Annotated in this window: 19 protein-coding genes and 5 tRNA genes; 10 read left to right on the forward strand and 14 right to left on the reverse strand. The window is 61.9% G+C overall.

Translation table 11 applies throughout. The annotated features are described in order from the left end of the window. Positions 1-52 precede the first annotated feature (52 nt). The 4 genes from tuf to FV139_RS04025 form a co-directional block, all read right to left on the reverse strand. Entirely contained in the window at positions 53-1,276 is a 1,224-nt protein-coding gene (tuf, locus tag FV139_RS04010) for an elongation factor Tu (RefSeq protein WP_148066904.1), read from the reverse strand. A gap of 90 nt (positions 1,277-1,366) precedes the next feature. After that, positions 1,367-1,442, reverse strand: a tRNA-Thr gene (locus FV139_RS04015). 14 nt (positions 1,443-1,456) lie between these two features. Beyond that, positions 1,457-1,530, reverse strand: a tRNA-Gly gene (locus tag FV139_RS04020). A gap of 116 nt (positions 1,531-1,646) precedes the next feature. Further along, a tRNA-Tyr gene (locus FV139_RS04025) sits at positions 1,647-1,730 on the reverse strand. Positions 1,731-2,025: 295 nt separating this feature from the next. Here FV139_RS04025 and FV139_RS04030 point away from each other — a divergent pair. Beyond that, entirely contained in the window at positions 2,026-2,685 is a 660-nt protein-coding gene (locus FV139_RS04030; protein ID WP_187276385.1) for a hypothetical protein, read from the forward strand. 45 nt (positions 2,686-2,730) lie between these two features. Here FV139_RS04030 and FV139_RS04035 read toward each other — a convergent pair whose 3' ends face one another. The 8 genes from FV139_RS04035 to birA all read right to left on the reverse strand — a co-directional run bounded on the left by FV139_RS04035 (position 2,731) and on the right by birA (position 9,797). Continuing rightward, on the reverse strand, positions 2,731-3,531 hold the full coding sequence (locus tag FV139_RS04035) for an enoyl-CoA hydratase (RefSeq protein WP_148066917.1): 801 nt from the start codon (positions 3,529-3,531) through the stop codon (positions 2,731-2,733). Continuing rightward, a complete protein-coding gene (locus tag FV139_RS04040; RefSeq protein WP_148066918.1) occupies positions 3,528-5,240 on the reverse strand; it encodes a glycosyltransferase family protein in 1,713 nt (570 codons plus the stop codon). The genes FV139_RS04035 and FV139_RS04040 overlap by 4 nt, the downstream gene beginning before the upstream one ends. Before the next feature lie 41 nt (positions 5,241-5,281). Beyond that, positions 5,282-6,712 (reverse strand): hypothetical protein, encoded by a 1,431-nt coding sequence (locus FV139_RS04045; protein ID WP_148066919.1) that lies wholly within the window; start codon positions 6,710-6,712, stop codon positions 5,282-5,284. Positions 6,713-6,823: 111 nt separating this feature from the next. After that, positions 6,824-7,699, reverse strand: a complete 876-nt coding sequence (locus FV139_RS04050) for a phytanoyl-CoA dioxygenase family protein (RefSeq protein WP_235898512.1) — start codon at positions 7,697-7,699, stop codon at positions 6,824-6,826. Positions 7,700-7,772: 73 nt separating this feature from the next. Further along, a tRNA-Thr gene (locus FV139_RS04055) sits at positions 7,773-7,848 on the reverse strand. A 95-nt stretch (positions 7,849-7,943) separates the two neighbouring features. Further along, positions 7,944-8,019: transfer RNA gene (locus FV139_RS04060), tRNA-Thr, on the reverse strand. Positions 8,020-8,076: 57 nt separating this feature from the next. Beyond that, positions 8,077-8,823 (reverse strand): type III pantothenate kinase, encoded by a 747-nt coding sequence (locus FV139_RS04065; RefSeq protein WP_235898514.1) that lies wholly within the window; start codon positions 8,821-8,823, stop codon positions 8,077-8,079. Then, positions 8,820-9,797: a bifunctional biotin--[acetyl-CoA-carboxylase] ligase/biotin operon repressor BirA gene (birA, locus tag FV139_RS04070; RefSeq protein ID WP_148066920.1), complete on the reverse strand. Its 978-nt coding sequence runs from the start codon at positions 9,795-9,797 to the stop codon at positions 8,820-8,822. Before birA ends, FV139_RS04065 begins: the two co-directional genes overlap by 4 nt. A 142-nt stretch (positions 9,798-9,939) precedes the next feature. Here birA and FV139_RS04075 point away from each other — a divergent pair, with 142 nt between their 5' ends. The 3 genes from FV139_RS04075 (at position 9,940) to FV139_RS04085 (ending at position 12,110) form a co-directional block, all read left to right on the forward strand. Continuing rightward, positions 9,940-10,470 carry a nuclear transport factor 2 family protein gene (locus tag FV139_RS04075; protein ID WP_148066921.1) on the forward strand — a complete coding sequence of 177 codons (531 nt, stop codon included), beginning with the start codon at positions 9,940-9,942 and terminating at the stop codon, positions 10,468-10,470. Positions 10,471-10,584: 114 nt separating this feature from the next. Then, entirely contained in the window at positions 10,585-11,262 is a 678-nt protein-coding gene (locus FV139_RS04080) for a TetR/AcrR family transcriptional regulator (protein WP_148066922.1), read from the forward strand. Next, the gene (locus FV139_RS04085) at positions 11,262-12,110 is read left to right on the forward strand and encodes a sterol desaturase family protein (protein WP_148066923.1); all 849 of its coding nucleotides are present in this window, start codon (positions 11,262-11,264) and stop codon (positions 12,108-12,110) included. The genes FV139_RS04080 and FV139_RS04085 overlap by 1 nt, the downstream gene beginning before the upstream one ends. Before the next feature lie 120 nt (positions 12,111-12,230). On the opposite strand, the gene vapC is transcribed toward FV139_RS04085, so the two are convergent. After that, the gene (gene vapC / locus FV139_RS04090; protein WP_148066924.1) at positions 12,231-12,629 is read right to left on the reverse strand and encodes a type II toxin-antitoxin system tRNA(fMet)-specific endonuclease VapC; all 399 of its coding nucleotides are present in this window, start codon (positions 12,627-12,629) and stop codon (positions 12,231-12,233) included. Next, on the reverse strand, positions 12,629-12,862 hold the full coding sequence (vapB, locus tag FV139_RS04095; protein WP_148066925.1) for a type II toxin-antitoxin system VapB family antitoxin: 234 nt from the start codon (positions 12,860-12,862) through the stop codon (positions 12,629-12,631). The genes vapC and vapB overlap by 1 nt, the downstream gene beginning before the upstream one ends. Positions 12,863-13,008: 146 nt before the next feature. Between vapB and FV139_RS04100 the strand changes: the two genes are divergently transcribed. The 6 genes from FV139_RS04100 (at position 13,009) to FV139_RS04125 (ending at position 19,856) form a co-directional block, all read left to right on the forward strand. Continuing rightward, on the forward strand, positions 13,009-13,395 hold the full coding sequence (locus FV139_RS04100) for a MerR family transcriptional regulator (protein WP_148066926.1): 387 nt from the start codon (positions 13,009-13,011) through the stop codon (positions 13,393-13,395). Positions 13,396-13,426: 31 nt separating this feature from the next. Continuing rightward, positions 13,427-14,596: an isovaleryl-CoA dehydrogenase gene (locus FV139_RS04105; RefSeq protein WP_148066927.1), complete on the forward strand. Its 1,170-nt coding sequence runs from the start codon at positions 13,427-13,429 to the stop codon at positions 14,594-14,596. A gap of 15 nt (positions 14,597-14,611) precedes the next feature. Beyond that, the gene (locus FV139_RS04110; RefSeq protein WP_148066928.1) at positions 14,612-16,219 is read left to right on the forward strand and encodes a carboxyl transferase domain-containing protein; all 1,608 of its coding nucleotides are present in this window, start codon (positions 14,612-14,614) and stop codon (positions 16,217-16,219) included. A gap of 433 nt (positions 16,220-16,652) precedes the next feature. After that, complete coding sequence (locus FV139_RS04115; RefSeq protein ID WP_148066929.1) at positions 16,653-17,444, forward strand: enoyl-CoA hydratase/isomerase family protein; 792 nt, start codon at positions 16,653-16,655, stop codon at positions 17,442-17,444. Between the two features lie 3 nt (positions 17,445-17,447). Next, positions 17,448-19,448 carry an acetyl/propionyl/methylcrotonyl-CoA carboxylase subunit alpha gene (locus FV139_RS04120; RefSeq protein WP_148066930.1) on the forward strand — a complete coding sequence of 667 codons (2,001 nt, stop codon included), beginning with the start codon at positions 17,448-17,450 and terminating at the stop codon, positions 19,446-19,448. 93 nt (positions 19,449-19,541) lie between these two features. Then, entirely contained in the window at positions 19,542-19,856 is a 315-nt protein-coding gene (locus FV139_RS04125; protein WP_148066931.1) for a hypothetical protein, read from the forward strand. The last annotated feature ends 52 nt before the right edge of the window (positions 19,857-19,908 follow it).

Here is a 19,908-nt window from a genome sequence, read left to right on the forward strand (position 1 = left end):
TTCGGCTTGGTCGCTTGCGGGGCAGATCAGCGATCCACCCCTGTATCGAGCCTTACTCGATGATCTTGGCTACAACGCCGGCGCCAACAGTACGGCCACCTTCGCGGATCGCGAAGCGCAGGCCATCTTCCATGGCGATCGGAGCAATCAGGGTCACTTCCATCTGGATGTTGTCACCCGGCATGACCATCTCAACGCCTTCCGGCAGCTCACAGGAGCCGGTTACGTCGGTGGTACGGAAGTAGAACTGCGGACGGTAGCCCTTGAAGAACGGGGTGTGACGACCACCTTCGTCCTTGGACAGTACGTAAACCTCTGCCTCGAACTTGGTGTGCGGGGTCACAGAACCCGGAATCGCCAGAACCTGGCCACGCTCCACTTCTTCACGCTTGGTGCCACGCAGCAGGATACCCACGTTCTCACCGGCACGGCCTTCGTCCAGCAGCTTGCGGAACATTTCAACGCCAGTACAGGTGGTCTTCTGGGTGTCCTTGATACCAACGATCTCGATCTCGTCGCCCACCTTGATGATGCCACGCTCTACACGGCCGGTTACCACGGTACCGCGACCGGAGATAGAGAACACGTCCTCTACCGGCATCAGGAACGCCTGGTCGATCGCACGCTCGGGCTCCGGAATGTAGCTGTCCAGAGTCTCTACCAGAGTTTTAACCGCGGTGGTGCCCAGCTCGTTCTCGTCTTCACCGTTCAGCGCCATCAGGGCAGAGCCACAGATGATCGGGGTGTCGTCGCCCGGGAATTCGTACTGGTCCAGCAGCTCACGCAGCTCCATTTCAACCAGTTCTTTCATCTCTTCGTATTCCTCGGTGTCCGCACCGCCGCAGTCTTCTGCCAGCAGGTCGGCCTTGTTCAGGAATACAACGATGTAGGGTACACCTACCTGGCGGGACAGCAGGATGTGCTCGCGGGTCTGCGGCATCGGGCCGTCAGTCGCACCACATACCAGGATAGCGCCGTCCATCTGCGCCGCACCGGTGATCATGTTCTTCACGTAGTCGGCGTGCCCGGGGCAGTCAACGTGCGCGTAGTGACGGTTCGGAGAATCGTACTCTACGTGAGAGGTCGCGATGGTGATGCCACGCTCTTTCTCTTCCGGTGCATTGTCGATGCCGTCGAAGGCAACGGCTTCGCCGCCCCATACTTCAGCACAAACGCGGGTCAGCGCCGCTGTCAGGGTAGTTTTACCGTGGTCAACGTGACCAATGGTACCCACGTTGACGTGGGGCTTACTACGTTCGAACTTTTCCTTTGCCATTACGACGGTCTCCTATCACAGCGGCATATGCCATGCAGTTGAAACGCACCACTAAAAAATCGTTTTAGCTGATTGCACACCTCGAGGGTGTGGAGCTCATAACCGGATTTGAACCGGTGACCTCTTCCTTACCAAGGAAGTGCTCTACCGACTGAGCTATATGAGCTTTTCACAACCAACTGGAGCGGGTAGCGGGAATCGAACCCGCATCATCAGCTTGGAAGGCTGAGGTTCTACCATTGAACTATACCCGCCACACTTCTCAACAGGCCGGCCAAAACCGGCCCCACCGCGCCCTGCGCGGACTTCCAAGCCACACTGAAATCACTCAAGTTGCGTTACGCTTCTGATTGATTTCAATACAAAATCTTGGTGGAGGGGGGTGGATTCGAACCACCGAAGCTTTCGCGTCAGATTTACAGTCTGATCCCTTTGGCCACTCGGGAACCCCTCCCAGAAGGCGGCATATTGTCCAGACGCCGCACGACCTTGTCAACCAATAAATCCCCTGTTTTTCGCGAAGGGCTGTCACTGGGCTTTCGGGAGGTAAATAAGGGGATTTGCCCCCGAAAAACGCTCCTGGCAGCACGACTGCCACAGGGGGCTGGCGACGCGGCGGCAATATTCACATCACGATCGAGGCGCGTCAACCTATAATGGAACTTCTCTTGCCCAATTGCCGATAACCACCGAAATTTGCTACAAATTAACAGTGGCCCGCCGAACCCCGGCGACCCAGGTAGCACCCATTGTCGAGTTCCCACGGAGTTCCCCAGTTTGACGCCCCACAGCTCATTGCCCTCATGAACGTCTTTATCCTGAACACTGGCCGCTGCGGGTCCACCTCCATCATCGAAGCGTGTCGACACATCGACAACTACAGCGCCGGCCACGAAACCCGCAGCGGGCAACTGGGAGCGGAGCGCATGGCCTTCCCCGACAACCACATCGAGGCCGACAATCGCCTGAGCTGGTTACTGGGCAGGCTGGACCGGGAATACGGCGATAACGCGCTTTATGTCCACCTGACACGCAGCCCGGAAAAGGTATCCCAGAGCCACATCTACCGGTTCTCCCACGGCATCATGCGCGCCTACAGCCGCGGCATCCTGCGCGGCCTGGACGAGAACGCAGACGCCTTTGCGGTCGGCATGGACTACTGCGATACGGTCACCACCAACATCAAACTGTTCCTGCGCGACAAAACCCACAAGATGGACTTTCAGCTGGAGGAGGCCGACCGCGATTTCAGGCGCTTCTGGGAGTTCGTTGGGGCCGAGGGAGACCTGGAAGCCGCCCTGGAGACGCTGCGCACCCCCCACAACAGCACCCGCAAGAACAAGCGCTATCGCAAATACAGCGGTAACTGGTGGCTACAACGGATGGGGCGTCTTCCCCAGGATCGCTGACGCCCAGGCACAGGCGCAGCGATCGGGGGCACCCCGGCCCGGCCGCTACTGCTTGCGGCCGCGCGCCCGGAGTTCCTCCAGGCGCTTTTCCATCACGTCGAACTCGATCGTGCTGTTATAGGCACCGGAGCGCTCGCCCTCCACCCGCAACGCCTCGCCGAGCGGCAGTTCCCACCCCTCATTCATCAACGCCCGGATGCGGCGCAGCGCCTCCGGCTGGGTTTCCGCGATATCGCGCGCCGAGGCAAGGGCCCGGCCCACAAGTTCACTGTCCTCACACACCTCGTTCACCAGCCCCCACTGGCAGGCCTGCTCGGCACTGAAGTAGTTGCCGGTGAAGCTGATCTCCCTGGCGCGATTAATGCCCACCAGCCGCGGCAGTTTTTGCGACAGGCCCCAGCCCGGAACCAGGCCGACCCGGGCGTGGGTATCGGCAAAGCGGGCTGAACGCGCGGCGTAGAGGTAATCGCAGGCCAACGCCAGTTCAAAACCGCCGGTAACAGCAAAGCCGTTGATGGCACCGATGATCGGCTTTTCGCACTCGCTGAGGGCCCGCACCAGGGGTGCGTCCGTCCCGAGATTGTCGGCGCTCATGGCCGCCCCGCCCTCAGACTTCAATTCCTTGAGGTCGACCCCGGCGGTGAAGGCCTTGCCCTTGCCCGTCAAGACAATCGCACGCACCGAGGGGTCGGCTGAGAGGGCACCGAAAGCCTCGATGATGGCGGCAGTCATCGCTGCCGACAGGGCATTATAAGCCTCCGGGCGGTTCAGGGTGACCAGGGCAACCTCGTCCTGAATATCGATCAGTACCAGGTTGTCCGCAGCGGTATCAGATGATGAAGTCATTGCTGTATCCCTTTGTTGTTATCCAATAATTGCCTTGAGCGCCGCCCCAGATAGGCCAGGACCCCCAAGGCCAAAACCCCCGATACCGACAGGGTCCGCCCGAGCAGTTCCTGCCAGCCGGGCCGGAGCGCCAGCCGCAGCTCAAAATCCCCTGCCGGAAGGTCCAGTGTCAACAGCCTGAGCCGGGAGTGCGACCGCACTGGGAGGTTCGTTACCCGCCCGTTCGGCCACTCGAGGACAGCCGTCCAGCCAGGGTAGTAAAACTGCTTGAGTATCAATTCAACCGGCTCCTCAAGCGCGGCCGCCACAACCAGCTCTCGGGACCGCTGTTTCTCCAGCGTGAGCTCCCCCTTGCCATCGTCGAAAGCAAGTAGCGGGGCCCGCGCCGCCACAGCCACAAATCGGGCTACTCGAATGTCCAGATCGGCAGGCAGGTACTCACTGGCACTGTAGCCGGTGGCCAGCACATACTCCAGGCGCTGCTGCTGGCGGGGATCATCCTGTTTGGCGAAGTGATTCTGGTATTGCTGGTACAGAAAGTATCCACAAAGCAGGATGGCCACCACCGCTACCAGGGCCGAGTAAACCAGCGCCACAGGCCTTCCATTGCGAAGCGCAAACCCCAGGCACAGGGTAACCGCCATGCTGACAACCCAGTCGTGCATCACCAGCAGCCGCCACGGGAACTGCACTCGCTGGAGCGGTTCCAGCATGCCCCACAGCCAGGCCGAGGGCGTACTCATCAGGAACCAACACCCTGTCAGTGCCAGCGCCAGGAATACCAACAGACAGGACTGGCAACCCGAAGGTCGGAACCACAACCCCGGCAACGCCACAACCAGCAGGGCCAGGGCCGCCATACCGGCTTCCAGGAAGGGGCGCTTGTCAGCCAGATTTTCGTTATTGAAAAACAGCCAGCGATCATAGTGATACTGCTCACCCCAGAGCTTCTCCATGGACACCGCGTCCTGCAGAGTGAGTGCGGGCAGCAGATAGATCGCGGCGAGCAACAGCCCCAGGCTGCCTCCGGCCATCGCCCGCAGCAGCAGGTCCTTGCGCCTTGTGTTGTACGCCAGGGAACAGGAATACAGGGCGAGAAAGGGCGAAACCAACAACGCCGTGGGGAGATGGGTCATCAGCAGCAGCGCATAGCCAATGGCGAGCAGGGTGATCCCCCTTTTGGACGCCAACCGATCGATGGCACCAAAAACCACCGGTATCCAGATGTAGCTACTGGCCTCGGCGAAGGCCTGACGAAACAGGAGGTCCATGGCAATGTGATAGGGAGCCAGAGCGTAAAACAGGGCACCCACCGCGACCGCTGGCAGGGGAGCGTGAACCCTGGCGAACCAGGCAAAGGTGCCGGCCGAGAGCAAGACGACAAACCACTCCGCCAGACCGAGCTGCACCAGCGGAGAACAACTGCCACACGCCAGAACCGCCAGGCTCGAGATCTGAAATGCCAGCGGAGGGTAGTAGAAAAAGGCCGGGGAACCGGCGCCGCCATAGAGGCCTGGCAACCAGCGGGGATAGAGCTCTCCCGCCAACACCTGCTCTGCGAAGTGCTGCGCCCAGGGCAAGAGCAGTATCAGGTCGTGCCCGGCCTGGGGACCGTAGGCTAGCAGCGGTAGGCAAGCTGCCGTAATCACCAGAGCGGCCAATCCCGCCCAGAGCAGCCCGAATCGAGTGACCGGTATTCGTTGCAACAATGTCGCCCTTTCCTCAACCACCCCGCTAGACCCCCAGGAAACTATCGATCGCTCCGGCCGGAAAACTTGCTGTACGCGAAATAAATTACCCCCATGAGCAGCAGAACCAGCGCCAGGGCGACACCAACATTCTGGAAGCTGGCCCCGAGATTCACCCACAGGGAATCATAGGGGATCTGACCCGGGTGCCGGAGATGCTCGAACTGAAGACGCACGGAATACAGAAACAGCACCAGAATCAGCCCAACCACTGCCACGCGAGCCAGTGCCGCCGCCCGCCCCCGATGAAGCCTGCCCAGGAAGTCCAGTACGAGCGCCACCAGCGGCGCCAACAGGGGCACGCCAGCCACAAAGTACCGGTAATCGCGATCCCAGCCCCCGTAGGGAGCGAACACGCTGGCCCCGCCGGCCACCAGCAGCAGAAAAGCCGCCAACAGCACCACTCCCTCCGCCTTGTACCGCCACCCGGGAACCGCCAACGGCGCCAGGGCCAGGCACAGCAGGAGAAACGGAGAATGGCTGAACAGCCCCACCAGATCCTGCCGCCCTACTTCTGCCTTCGGGGCGCCAAAAAACAGGTTGATGGCCGCATCGAAGGAATGACTCACCCTGAGTAGCGTCGAGAGCTGGTGATTGGCGGCGTCCGTCGAGTGGTGAAAGTGGGCAATGGAAAAAGGTGAGTCGAAGCACACCCAGTTGTAGACCATCAGAACGGCCATCGGAATCATCGCAGCAGCAGCGGCCACCAGCAGTGACAGTGGGCGCAACAATCGCTCTCGCGCACAAAACAGCAAGTAGATGGCGAGGGGAAGCCCCGCCAGCACCATCAAATGCTCCACCAGAACGGCCAGCGAGAACAGAAAGCAGGCGTTCCCCAGGCACACCCACCCTCCCCGCTTGCGAAACCGGAAGAACAGCAACACACTCAGCGACAGCAGCGCAGCGGCAACAATGTGCGAATAGAACAGCGTCGAATAGCGCAAAAGAATGGTGCCAAACAGCACAGACGGGCTGGCAAGCATGGCACTGAGTTCCGACGCTCCCAGCTCCCGACTCAACCCGTACATCACCAGCAGCAGCAAACCCGCAAACAGCGCCGGCACCAGCATCACAAAGGGAATGCTTTTCCGCTGGCCATAGCTGTAATTGCGGGCAAATTTGGGATCCAGGCGGATTGGCGCCAGAACCGGCTCCAGCCCGCCCGTCACCTTGTAGGCGGCGGCTGTCAGCAGTGCCAGCCCGGGGTTCCTGTCTGAATAATACCGGCCCTCATACAGGGCACTGTCCCCGAAAGCGAATTGCCTGACCTGCACCAGTTCAGGCGAGCCATTACTGACCACCGCATCAAACAGGGCAAAATGACTGCCGTCATTGGTGATTGTGATACCCGAATTCATCGCATAGAACGCGAACATCGCGGTGATGACCAGCCCGTAAAACCACGCCCGCAGCCAGTTGACCCCTAGAGACACAGTACTCCCCCGTCCTTTCGCAAAACTTCCCCAGGGACCCAGTGTAATGGCTTCTGCCAATATCCTCTAACCGAGCGCCTCAGACCGCGGAACGGGAGGGAGTGCGCCCACTCAAAACAGGCCCGGGTAGTCCTTCCAGTAGTACTGGCCGTCTCTGCTTTTCCAGCCGCCGTAGATCGCCGGCCAGTCGAGCCCCGGAATACGCCAACCGTGGTGCGGCTCCAGGTTGGTGGAAAACACCGGGGCGCCGTGATCGCAGAAACGGGTATCGACACTGATCCTCACCCGCTCGCTGGCGGTGTTTGGCTCCGCCTTATGCACCGTCGCCGAATGGAACAGGAGTACATCGCCCTGCCGGTAATCGGACACGTGCCACTCGGTTTCGTCTTCATAAATGTGGCACTGAACGCCGCCCACTCCGTCTGCCTCGAACACCTGTCGTACCCCGCGCGTGTGCGAGCGCGGCAGAACAGTCACCCGCCCCATACTGCTGTCCACGTCGTGCAGGGCCACCCAGACACCCGCCATGGTTGGCCCGGCGTGATGGGAATAGGCGTCCTGGTGCGGCGGCGTCTCAAAACCGATCTTGCGGGGGGTAGCAATGCGGGCCATCTTCATCGGGTAGACAAAAGGGTCCTCTCCCGACACCAGGGCCATCAGCCGCGCAAGCTCGGGCCGGTGGAAGAAGCGGTGAAAATCCTCCAGGCACTGAACCTTGGGATACACCTCATCCCAGACGAGATCCGTTTCAAAGAAGGGCTCGCCGACCAGGCACGGCACGCCGCTGTCACGGTCCATAGTGACGTGGGGATGCAACTGCTCGAGGATGCTATCGAGCAGCGCACTGCACAGCGAAGCATCTACGGCCCGAGGGAAAAAGAGGTAGCCATACTCACTGAAGCGTTCGCGCAAAATGGCCAACGGCTCCCGGGGATGGGAAATCTGGTAGGGAAGGCGCGTCACCCCTTCCGGGTCAGGCGTTGTCAATCCAGTGCGCCCTCTGGCAATCGCCGTCTTGCGGCTGTTTATTCTTCTGTCGTTTGCTAAGCGCTTGGGGAAATGGAGCTGGCGAGAGGAATCGAACCCCCGACCGGCTGATTACAAATCAGCTGCTCTACCTACTGAGCTACGCCAGCCAATCACCCGACTTCTGCGGAAATTGGGCCTGTCAGGCACCCCATCCCGCGAAGGGCGGCAATAATAGGAGAACACCCCGGCGGATGCAAGAAAATGGTGCCGGAGATAGGAGTCGAACCTACGACCTTCGCATTACGAATGCGCTGCTCTACCAACTGAGCTACACCGGCAGGGTGCCTCATCCAGAAGCGCGCATTCTAATCTACACGGGCGAGGATGCAATATCTTCAGGCCGCCCTCAGCTCACCCTGCAACTGGAGGCCATCCAGCACCAGGTCGGGGATAAACTCCCCGCAACGGCCCAGTTGGTCGTAAAGCCATGCCGCACCGCCACCAGTCAGTACCAGGTGCAGCTCAGAGCCGGCTTCCGCCAGCGCCTGCCGAACGGCACCGACCTGAGCCAGGGCGATGCCGTGGCGCACCGCCTGGGCGGTGGAACACCCGGGATCCAGCCTGTAGTCAGATGCCTCGGAGAAGCGGACCCGATCGGTATCCAGCAGCAGTGCCCGTTCCATCAAGTCCGGGCCGGGGATGATATAGCCGCCCTCGTGCTCGCCCGCTGCACTCACCAGGTCGATGGTCAGGGCGGATCCTGCGTCGACGACACAAAGCCGCCCTCTGGATCGCTCACGGGCCGCCAGCATGGCCAGCCAGCGATCCACTCCCATCCGCTCCGGTTCCGTGTAGCTGTTGCGCAGGCCAAGGGTTTCGGCTTCAGAGCGGGCAAACCAGGGCTCGACATTCCAGCGCTCCTGCAGCAAGCGTGACAAGGCTGAGTCCTGCTCTGCACTCGCCACGCTCGACACCCAGATGTAGTCCGGTTGCTCACAGCAGGCCAACAGTTCCTCCCTGCTGACGGGGTCTTCTTCACGGTAACTGCCTCGCCCCAGCAACGTGTCGCCTTGTACGACTCGCCACTTCGCGCTGCTGTTGCCCACGTCCAGTTGCAGGCAGGGCCCGGCGCCCCGACTCAAGCTTGCGGCCTCATTGAGAGCTCTCCCCCGAACAGGGACTGGATACCCACGCTGGTTTCCAGCTGCAGCGCACCCCGCTGGTCGACACCACGGGCAGTTCCGGCGATCTGCCTGTCGGCGCTGCGTACCACAACCGGGCAATCGGCGTAGGCGTCGCGCGCCATCCAGGCCTCGCGCCAGGGTGTAAACCCCGCTCCCTCGAAGCCTGCCAACAGGGGCAGCAATTCATTCAATACAGCCGCCAGCAGAGCGTTGCGCGAGGGCGGCGCCTCGCCGCACAGCTGAAAAAGGTCGGTCCAGGCCTGGTCAATCTCCCCCGCGGCCCGCTCTGGCATGCGCACGTTGAGCCCCACCCCCACCACCACCTGGCAGGCACCCGAGGCATCGCCGGCCATCTCCAGCAAAATGCCGCCCAGCTTGGCGCCGCCGGCCAGCAGGTCGTTGGGCCATTTGAGCTGCAGGGCAGGCACACCGAGGGATTCCAGCGCACGGGCGACCGCCACCCCTACCGCCAGGCTGAGCCCCTCCAGCGCTGCAGCGCCCTGGCTGAACTCCCACACGACCGACAGGTAGATGTTACGGGCATAGGGGCTGACCCAGGTGCGGCCGCGACGACCCCGGCCGGCACTCTGCTGCTCGGCGGAACAGACCAGGCCACGCGCCCGTCCCGACTCGATCTGGCGCAGGGCCTCGGCGTTAGTCGAGTCCACCGTATCCAGCAGCAGCAGGTCGCCGATCAGCTCACCGGCCCGCTGTGACAGCCCCGCACGCACCTCGGCCGCGTCCAGTAACTCCAGCCCACCCGGTATGCGGTAGCCCAGGCCTCGCACCGATTCCAGCTCCAGGCCGAGGTCCTCCAGCCGGTTCAGTTGCTTCCACACCGCGGTGCGGCTGACCCCCAGCGTCTCGGCCAGCGCCTGGCCGGAGTGAAACTCGCCGTCGGCCAGCATGGGCAATATCACAGTCTTTGGCATGGGTTTACAGCTCACATCAATCGAGAGGCCGATGATAGCAAATGCCAGAGCAGTTCAACTCACCAGACAACGCCCGTGGTGGCGAAGCCAGCGCCCCACTACACTGGATCGATCTACCCATAACAATCAGGGAAGCAGCCCCATGGCCCTCGACGACGCCACCCTCCGCGCCACGGCGCAAAAACTCATCGATGCCCACGAAGAGGCCTCCCGGACCAATGAATGGACGTTTTTTGTCGACACACTGTATGCCCGGGACTGCGTGTACACCTGCGAATATGCCGGCGTCATGGAGGTCACTGCCCGCGGCATCGACGAGATCAAGGCGACCCACTACGGACGCGACATGCAGGTGGGCTGGGAGGGCTGGAGTTTTCCCTATGAAGGGGTTTACGTCGGCTCGGATAACCGCCTCATCACCCACTGGCTCAATCGCGGCCCCGGCCAGCGCCCGGATGGCAGCCATTTCCAGACGCCGGGCATCTCCTTTATCACCCTCGATGACAACGCGCAGATTGTTCGCCAGTTCGACCTGTTCGACCTCGCACACCAGATGCACCTGTGTGATGAACTCGAGGATGCCGGGCTGCTGTCACCCAGACTGAAGGAAAGCTGGGTCCTGCCCATGAAGGCTCGCCTGCAGGAGCAACTCGCGCGCAACCCCCAGCACTGACACCCAGCGCTGCCCCCCAACAAACGGTGTGCCCTTCCGGGGCTCCCGCCCCTCACACCACGAATTACATTAAGACAGTTGACTTAATAAGACAGTCGTCTTAACGTAGTCCCCATGCAAATACCAACACACCCAGATATCGCACAGACCGAGCTCCCCGAACTGAGCAGCTCGGCCCTCACCCTGCTTCATACCGCCGAGCAGTTGATTGCCGAAAAGGGTGTGGACGGCGTCTCCAGCCGCGAAATCGCCCGCCGGGCAGGACAGAAAAACCACTCCGCGGTGAATTACAACTTCGGCTCCTTCGAAGGGCTGGTGGAAGCGCTGATCAACTATCGGGTAGGCCCGGTCAACCGGCGCCGGGAGCAGCAGCTCAGCCGGTTGCTGGCGGAGTCGGAGCTCCCCTCTCTGGAGGCCCTTGTGGCATTGATGGTTCGCCCCCTGGCCGAGGAGTTACTGAGCGATACCGGCGCCCGGTACCTGGGGTTGCTGGTACAGCTCACCCAGCGCCCGCCGTGGCGCGACCTGTTCATGCGCAACCGCGCCCGTTCTTCCGCAATTCGCAGGACCTCCACCCTGGCCGAACAGCATCTGTTGCAATGGCCGGAACACATTCGCCAGGAACGCCTGCGCCTGCAGGGTTTCCACACCGTGCAGGTGGTGGCCGAGTGGGACACCCAAATCCGCGGCGGGGAACTTGACGCCACTATTGAGGCGCTGGGCTGGCGAATCGACGATTTCATTCACTATTCAGTGGCCGGGCTGCAGGCGCCGGCAGGGAGAGAGCAATAATGGATATCTTCAAACTACTGGGACTGATCGCGTTGTTCAGCTTCCTGGCGCTGTTCACTATTGAACTGTGCACTGGCCGGCTGCACCGCTCACCCCGCCCCCTGCGCGACTTCCTGTTCATGCTGTTCGGCATGGTTTCCAACCTGATCGTCGCCGGTACAGCGATAGGCACCTTTGCCGGCTGGCTGGTGGTACAGCTATTCCCACAACAGTCCGGCGGCCTCGCCTGGGTGCCTTTCTGGCTGGCGTTCCCGGTGATTTTCCTTACTGAAGAGGCGGCGCACTACTGGCTGCACCGGTTCTCACACCAGAACCGCACCCTGTGGAAAATCCATCGCACCCACCACAGCGCACAGAACCTGAACGTGGCAGTTATCTACCGCTACAACTTTTTCTGGGTCTTCATGCTCCCGCAAACCTGGATGGGGGCTTTCGCCGTCTACTTCGGACAGGCGCAGGCCTACTTTACCGCCGTGTTAATCACCTTTCTGGTCAACCTGGCCACACATTCCAACTTTCGCTGGGACCTCTGGCTGCGCGAGCGTACGCCAGCACCACTCCAGGGCCTGTGGTGGGTGATAGAGCGCGTCATCACGCTACCCGATACCCATCATGCCCATCACGCCTACGGACGCACCGCCCACCCCAACGGCAATTACGCAATCACCGTCTTCCTCTTTGACGTGCTGTTCGGTACCGCAAAGATCCCCCATGCACGCCAGGAAAACTACGGGCTGCCCATCTCCCCACGCCTGCACTGGGCAGAGGAACTGCTGTGGCCCGTGGTACGCAAGCCGCTGCTTCCTCGCCCGGAAAACGCAAGTGCCAGCAGCAGCCAGGCTGCCTGATAGAGCACCGAAGTCAGCGCCGCGGCGGACCAGCCCCCGCTACGCGGTGTGATCGACAGGCACGCCAGGTACATTCAGGGGCCGCATTAGCCGCCTGGTGTTACATTGCTTTTCCTGTCGTTACAGCCAGTTTTCCGTTCGGAGCCCGTCGACACGTTCAAACTCGCCGAGATTGTTGGTAACTAATACCAGGCCTTCACTGCGGGCGTGTGCGGCAATGTGCAGATCGTTAATCCCAATCGGTGTGCCTTTGCGCTCGAGGTCGGCACGTATATCACCATAATGACTGGCTGCCCTGGCGCCGTAGCCCAGCACCTCCAGACGCGACGCGAAGTCCTCAACCGCGTTGAGGTTCTGCGCCGGCCTGGCGCTTTTTTCAACACCGTGCAGAAGTTCAGCCAGGCTGATTGCACTCATGCACAATTGCCCAGCATGCTCATTGAAGGTACCCATGACCTCAACCGGGCGGCGCTTGATAACGTAGATTGCGATATTGGTGTCGAGCATGTACTTCAGCATCAGAGCGGCTCACGCTCCGATTGCTCCTGGCTTGCTCGCTCGCTCATGAAGTCATCGCTGGCAGCGGAATCGCCGAGGAAAAAACTGTCCCAGGTGTTTTCGACCGGTGAGATCACGCGATCCTTGCCGCGCACCCGAACAGAAACCTTCTTCACGCCTTCAGGGAAACGGGTTTCCGCCGGCAGGCGGACAGACTGCGTTCGATTGTTTTCAAAAACGGTTCCAGTAGCCATGGTGAATCCCTGCAAGTTTGAGCACACTCAAATATAGTGTGGAACCACGTATATAGCAATTGTATATAGCAATATCTGATTGAAATTACGTTTACGTTAACGTTAACTTGGTCTATAGTTCACTCATCTCAGACCCGGGCCCAACCATGCAGGACAAGACCTACAGCATTTCCGACCTCGCCGCCGAATTTGGTGTAACCACCCGCACCATTCGCTTCTACGAGGAAAAGGGCCTGGTCCACCCCCAACGGGAAGGGCAGAAGCGGCTCTACACGCCGGCTGACCGGGTCCGGATCAAGCTGATCCTGCGCGGCAAACGCATTGGCATGAGCCTGCAGGAAAGTGTTGAAGTAATCGACCTCTACGACCCGGAACACAACAACGAGGAGCAGCTACACTCCCTTATCAGCACCGTCACAGAAAAGCGCCAGCGCTTGCTGCAGCAAAAGAAAGACATTGACGAGATGCTCGCCGGCCTTGATGAAGTCCAGGCGCTCTGCGAGCAATCCCTCAAGGATTCCCACGGGAAGTGACACCACCACCCAACGTTCAGGACACACGCAGATGAATACCGGATACCCCACTCTCAACTTTGGCCTCGGCGAAGAACTCGACATGCTGCGCGACGCTGTCTACCAGATGTGCCAGAAGGAGATCGCCCCGCGCGCCGCCCAGATCGACCGGGACAATGCATTCCCCGCCGACCTCTGGCGCAAGTTCGGTGACATGGGCCTGCTCGGCATCACCGTGGAGGAAGAATACGGCGGCTCCAACCTCGGCTACCTGGCCCACGCCATTGTGATGGAAGAGATCAGCCGCGCCTCCGCCTCCGTCGGTCTGTCTTACGGCGCCATGTCCAACCTCTGCCTCAACCAGCTGCGCAAGAACGGCAACGAAGCGCAGAAGGCCAAATACCTGCCGAAACTGTGTAGCGGCGAGCACGTGGGCGCCCTGGCGATGAGCGAACCCAACGCCGGCTCCGACGTAGTCAGCATGAAACTCAGCGCCCGCAAGGAAGGCGACACCTACTACCTGAACGGCGCCAAGATGTGGATCACCAACGGCCCCGATGCCGATGTCTACGTGATCTACGCCAAGACCGACCCGGAAGCGGGCTCGAAGGGCATCACCGCCTTTATCGTCGAGCGCGACTTCCCCGGATTCTCACGCTCGCCCAAGCTCGACAAGCTGGGCATGCGCGGCTCCAACACCTGTGAACTGGTGTTTGAAGACACCCCGGTACCGGCGGAGAACATCCTGCGCGGTGAGGGCGAAGGCGTCAAAGTGCTGATGAGCGGGCTGGACTACGAGCGCACCGTACTCTCCGGCGGCCCAGTAGGCATCATGCAGGCCTGCCTGGACGAAGTGGTCCCCTACCTCCACGACCGCAAACAGTTCGGCCAGAGCATCGGTGAGTTCCAGTTGATGCAGGGCAAGCTGGCAGACATGTACGCCGACCTCAGCGCCAGCCGCGCCTACCTCTACGCCGTGGCCGGCGCCTGTGACCGCGGCGAGGAAAGCCGCAAGGACTGCGCCGCCGTGATTCTCTACACCGCCGAAAAAGCCACCCAGATGGCCCTGCAGGCCATCCAGACCCTCGGTGGCTTCGGCTATACCAACGAAGCCAATACCGGCCGCCTGCTGCGCGACGCCAAACTGTACGAGATTGGCGCCGGCACGTCAGAGATCCGCCGCATGCTGATCGGCCGCGAGCTGTTCAACGAAACCCGCTAACAGGGAAGTGACCCGATGAGTGTGTTGAAGACCCGCATCAATCCCCGCGACGAAGCGTTCCTCGCCAATCGCGAGAACATGCAACGCCAGGTCGATGACCTGAAGGCAAAAGTGGCCCAAATCCACCAAGGTGGAGGCGCCAAGGCCCGGGAGCGGCATACGGCCCGTGGCAAACTGCTGCCCCGGGAACGCCTGAACGCCCTGCTCGACCCCGGTGCGCCCTTTCTCGAACTGAGCCAGCTCGCCGCCTACGAGGTCTATGACAGCCCCGTCCCCGGCGCGGGCATCATCACCGGCATCGGCCGGGTGGCGGGCCAGGAGTGCATGATCTTCGTCAACGACGCCACGGTCAAAGGCGGCACCTACTATCCACTGACGGTGAAAAAGCAGGGCCGGGCCCAGACCATCGCCCAGGAAAATCACCTGCCCTGCCTCTACCTGGTAGACTCCGGTGGTGCCTTCCTGCCCCTGCAGGACGAGGTCTTCCCCGACCGCGAGCACTTCGGCCACGCCTTCTACAACCAGGCCCGCATGTCCGCCATGGGCATCCCCCAGATTGCCGCGGTACTGGGCTCCTGCACCGCCGGCGGCGCCTACGTGCCGGCCATGGCCGACGAGAGCATCATCGTCAAAAACCAGGGCACCATCTTCCTCGGCGGCCCACCGCTGGTGAAGGCGGCAACCGGTGAAGTGGTGTCAGCCGAGGAACTGGGCGGCGCCGATGTGCACTGTCGCACCTCCGGCGTGACCGACTATTACGCCAATAACGACCACCACGCCCTGCAGCTCATGCGCAACGCGGTAGGCCGGCTGAACCGGGTCAAGCCGGTGAGCATGGATATTCGCGAACCGATGGAACCCGCCTACCCGGTGGACGATATCTACGGTGTAATCCCGGCCGATACCAAACAGCCCTTCGACGTGCGGGAAGTCATTGCCCGGGTGGTCGACGGCAGCGAGTTTGACGAGTTCAAGGCACTCTATGGCGAGACCCTGGTGTGCGGTTTTGCCCGCATCCACGGCTACCCGGTCGGCATCGTCGCCAACAACGGCATCCTGTTCGGTGAGTCGGCAGTGAAAGGCGCCCACTTTGTGGAGCTCTGCGCCCAGCGCAAGACACCGCTGGTATTCCTGCAGAACATCACCGGCTTCATGGTCGGCAAGCAGTACGAGGCCGGCGGCATCGCCCGGCACGGCGCCAAGATGGTCCATGCGGTGGCCTGTGCCGATGTGCCCAAGTTCACCGTGATCATCGGCGGCTCCTTTGGCGCGGGTAACTACGCAATGTGCGGCCGCGCCTACGACCCGCGCTTCCTGTTCATGTGGCCCAACGCCCGCATCTCGGTGATGGGCGGCGAGCAGGCCGCTGGCGTGCTGGCCACGGTGAAGCAGGACCAGCTGGCGCGGGAAGGGGTGGAGATGACGGACGAGGAGATCGCGGCCCTGAAGAAACCGGTGCTGGAGCAGTATGAGCACCAGGGGCACCCCTACTACGCTTCGGCACGCCTGTGGGACGACGGGGTGATCGACCCGGCGGACACGCGCATGGTGCTGGGACTGGCGATTTCAGCCTCGCTGAATGCGCCGGTACCGGAGTCGAAGTTTGGCGTGTTCAGGATGTGATTCTTTATGCTTGGGTACGCAGGTTGTGATTCGGTGCCTGTCAGGCATCACGTAGCGGGGGAGCCCTCTCCGGAAACGCTACAAGCACATCCATGTGCGCTCGGCAGCGGCCGTCCCTGGCCGCTGACGTTCCTCCGAGGGCTCCCCCGCTACGCGACGCCGCGCCGCGCCAATTCGACGCCAAGCAGTTTCGTTCTGCCCATCCCGAGCAGAAGTGGCATACGGGCAAAAGTAAAAGTAGTAGCTTGGCAAGGTTGGTCGAAGTGCCATAGGTCGACGGCGTCCGTGACCCGGAAGGGCCTGCAGCGACCGTGTGAGGCATGGATGCCGAGCACGAGCGTACATGGACGTATTCACAGCGTGTCGCGGAAGGCCCTTGCGGGTTGCGGATGCCGCCTCCGATAGAACAATAGAACCACGGGACTACAACAGAATGGACCAACAAACAGTCTGCACAACCGTAAGCGATAAGGGCGTCGCCACCGTCACCCTCAATCGCCCCGAAAAACACAACGCCTTCGACGATGCCATCATCGCCGAACTGCGCGTAACCTTCGACGAACTGGCCGAGCGCGATGACGTGCGGGTGGTGGTACTCGCCTCCGAGGGCAAGAACTTCTCCGCCGGCGCCGACCTCGCGTGGATGAAGCGCATGGCCGGTTACGACTACGGTCACAACATGAAAGACGCCGAGGCCCTGGCGGGCATGCTGAAGGCCCTGTTCGAACTGCCCCAGCCCACCATCGCCCGGGTACAGGGAGCGGCTTTCGGCGGCGCCGTTGGCCTGGTGAGCTGTTGCGACATGGCCGTCGGTTCCGAGAGCGCCAGTTTCGCCCTATCCGAGGTCAAGATCGGCCTGGTTCCGGCCACCATCAGCCCCTACGTCATCCGCGCCATCGGCGAACGGGCGGCGCGGCGCTACTTTGTCACCGGCGAGCGCTTTGCTGCGGAACAGGCACTGCGGCTCGGGCTGCTCAGTGAAGTCGTTCCGGAAACCGAGCTCGACGGTGCGCTGGCACAGCTGGTCGACGCAGTGCTGGGCAATGGGCCCGAAGCCGTGCGCGCGGCCAAGGACCTGATCAACAGCGTGGCCGGGCAGGACATCACCAACGACCTGATCGAGGACACCTGCGCCCGGATCGCCCATATCCGCGTGTCACACCAGGGCCAGGAAGGCCTGTCGGCATTTCTCAATAAACGCTCCCCCAGCTGGAAACAGGACTGAGCCATGTTCAGCAAGCTACTGATTGCCAACCGCGGCGAGATCGCCTGCCGCGTCATCAAAACCGCGCGTCGCATGGGTATCACCACGGTGGCGTTGTATTCCGACGCCGATCGCGATGCCCTGCACGTGGAACTGGCGGACGAGGCGGTGCATATTGGCCCGGCGCCGGCCCGCGAGTCCTACCTGGTGGCGGAGCGGGTCATTCAGGCCGCGATCGACACCGACGCTGACGCGATCCACCCGGGGTACGGTTTCCTGTCGGAAAACGCCGGCTTTGCCCGGGCCTGCGAGGAAGCCGGTATCGTGTTTGTCGGCCCGCCTGCCAGCGCCATCGATGCCATGGGCTCCAAGTCCGCCGCCAAGCAGATCATGGAGGAAGCCAGCGTACCGCTGGTGCCGGGATACCACGGTGATGACCAGGATCCGGCTGTCCTCAAGCAGGCGGCCGATGCGATGGGCTACCCGGTACTGCTGAAGGCCACCGCAGGGGGTGGCGGCAAGGGCATGCGCCAGGTGTGGAGTGCCGCGGAGTTCGACGAGGCACTGGCCGCCGCCAAACGGGAATCCAGCGCCAGTTTCGGCGACGACACCATGCTGGTGGAGAAATACCTGACCAAGCCCCGTCACGTGGAGGTCCAGGTGTTCTGTGACAACCACGGCAGCGGGGTTTACCTCGCGGAGCGTGACTGTTCCGTGCAGCGCCGGCACCAGAAGGTCATTGAGGAGGCGCCGGCACCGGGCATGACCGAAGCGCTGCGCCGGGAAATGGGCGAGACCGCGGTCCAGGCCGCCCGGGCCATCAACTACAGTGGTGCGGGTACGGTGGAATTCCTGCTCGACGAGGACGGCAGCTTCTACTTCATGGAAATGAACACCCGGCTGCAGGTAGAGCACCCGGTCACCGAGATGATCACCGGCCAGGATCTGGTGGAGTGGCAGCTGCGGGTCGCCAGCAACGAGTTGCTGCCATTGCAGCAGGACGAAATTCGCCTGCAGGGCCACGCCTTCGAGGCCCGCGTTTACGCCGAGGACGCCGCCCACGACTTTCTCCCGGCCACCGGCACCCTGGCCTTCCTGCAACCGCCGGAGGAATCCGCCAACGTCCGGGTGGATACCGGCGTTCGCGAGGGCGACGAGATCAGCGTCTACTACGACCCGATGATTGCCAAGCTCATCGTGTGGGACGAGTCCCGGGAGCGCGCCCTGCAACGTCTGGCCGGAGCCCTCAGCGAATACCGCATCGGCGGCACCGTGACCAATGTGGACTTCCTCTACAACCTGGCTACCAGCGCGCCCTTCCGCGCCGCCGAATTGGACACCGGGTTCATCGAGCGTCACAGCGAGTTGATCTTCCACGAACGGGAGCAGGACCTGGCCAGTGAACTGCCACTGGCCGCCTTCGCCCTGCTGCTCTATCGCCAGCAGCAGGATCGCCCGGGCTCCTGCCTGGATCCGTACACCCCCTGGGCTTCCCACAACGCCTGGCGCCTCAACGAGGCGCACACGCAACTGCTCAACGTTCGCTGTCACGACCGCGAGGTGGCGGTCAGCGCCGACTGGCTGGGCGACGCCTACCGCCTGCGTGTAGACGGCCAGGAAACGACGATCAAAGGCCAACTGGACGGCGATACGCTGAGCTTCGAAGTGGCCGGCCATCGCCAGCGTGCCACCCTGGCCGCCACGGGAGAGGACTTCATTCTCTACCTGTCGTCCGGGGCCATCACCTTCAGTGACGTGCGCCCGGATACCGGCGAGGCAGACAGTTCAGGCAGCGCCGGCGGTCTCACCGCCCCCATGAACGGTACCGTGGTCAACCTGCTGGTTGCCCCGGGTACCACGGTAGAAGCCAACCAGGCCCTGCTGGTGATGGAGGCGATGAAAATGGAGCACACCATTCGCGCTCCTGCGGCCGGCATTGTAGAGGCGTTCTACTTCCAGCCCGGGGAACTGGTGGACGGTGGTGCCGAACTGGTGAACTTCACCCCGGAGGCGGCCTCCGAATAATCCGGTTGCCGCTGTAACCACACCGGTTGCAGCACTGTGGTACATTCGCGGTGGGACCGCGGAGACCACATGCTGCACCGGAACATACATTTCTTGCGCCAACTGACTGCCCTGCTGGTAGCGGGTAGTGGCGTTTGGCAGGTAGCCACTCTCTGGCTCGGTCCGCTCACCCAGGGCGGCCTGCTCACTGCGCTGACCGGCGGCGTTTACCTGCTGATGAGCGTCGGCCTTTCCGGGCAGTCGCGGTTCAGCCTGTTTGTGGCAATCGTCCTACCGGCCGCCCACCTGTGGTTCAGCTATGGCCTCGATAACTCGGCCAGCGCCAGCACCCTCGCCGCTATTGATGCGATCGTCATTCTGCTCAGCACCAGGGTCCTCTGGGCCCTGCGCCACCAACCCAGTTTGTGAGCGGCGTCAATTATCCATCACCGCAGGCAGGTATAATCCCGAACTGCACACA

The sequence above is a fragment of the Parahaliea maris genome (assembly GCF_008064665.1).
GTDB lineage: Bacteria > Pseudomonadota > Gammaproteobacteria > Pseudomonadales > Halieaceae > Parahaliea > Parahaliea maris.

Bases quoted from the DNA above. Each gene is read 5' to 3' on its own strand.
- tuf (WP_148066904.1), bottom strand. From the start codon at position 1,276: ATGGCAAAGGAAAAGTTCGAACGTAGTAAGCCCCACGTCAACGTGGGT.
- FV139_RS04035 (WP_148066917.1), bottom strand. From the start codon at position 3,531: ATGACTTCATCATCTGATACCGCTGCGGACAACCTGGTACTGATCGAT.
- birA (WP_148066920.1), bottom strand. From the start codon at position 9,797: ATGCCAAAGACTGTGATATTGCCCATGCTGGCCGACGGCGAGTTTCAC.
- FV139_RS04075 (WP_148066921.1), top strand. From the start codon at position 9,940: ATGGCCCTCGACGACGCCACCCTCCGCGCCACGGCGCAAAAACTCATC.
- FV139_RS04080 (WP_148066922.1), top strand. From the start codon at position 10,585: ATGCAAATACCAACACACCCAGATATCGCACAGACCGAGCTCCCCGAA.
- FV139_RS04085 (WP_148066923.1), top strand. From the start codon at position 11,262: ATGGATATCTTCAAACTACTGGGACTGATCGCGTTGTTCAGCTTCCTG.
- vapC (WP_148066924.1), bottom strand. From the start codon at position 12,629: ATGCTGAAGTACATGCTCGACACCAATATCGCAATCTACGTTATCAAG.
- vapB (WP_148066925.1), bottom strand. From the start codon at position 12,862: ATGGCTACTGGAACCGTTTTTGAAAACAATCGAACGCAGTCTGTCCGC.
- FV139_RS04100 (WP_148066926.1), top strand. From the start codon at position 13,009: ATGCAGGACAAGACCTACAGCATTTCCGACCTCGCCGCCGAATTTGGT.
- FV139_RS04105 (WP_148066927.1), top strand. From the start codon at position 13,427: ATGAATACCGGATACCCCACTCTCAACTTTGGCCTCGGCGAAGAACTC.
- FV139_RS04110 (WP_148066928.1), top strand. From the start codon at position 14,612: ATGAGTGTGTTGAAGACCCGCATCAATCCCCGCGACGAAGCGTTCCTC.
- FV139_RS04115 (WP_148066929.1), top strand. From the start codon at position 16,653: ATGGACCAACAAACAGTCTGCACAACCGTAAGCGATAAGGGCGTCGCC.
- FV139_RS04120 (WP_148066930.1), top strand. From the start codon at position 17,448: ATGTTCAGCAAGCTACTGATTGCCAACCGCGGCGAGATCGCCTGCCGC.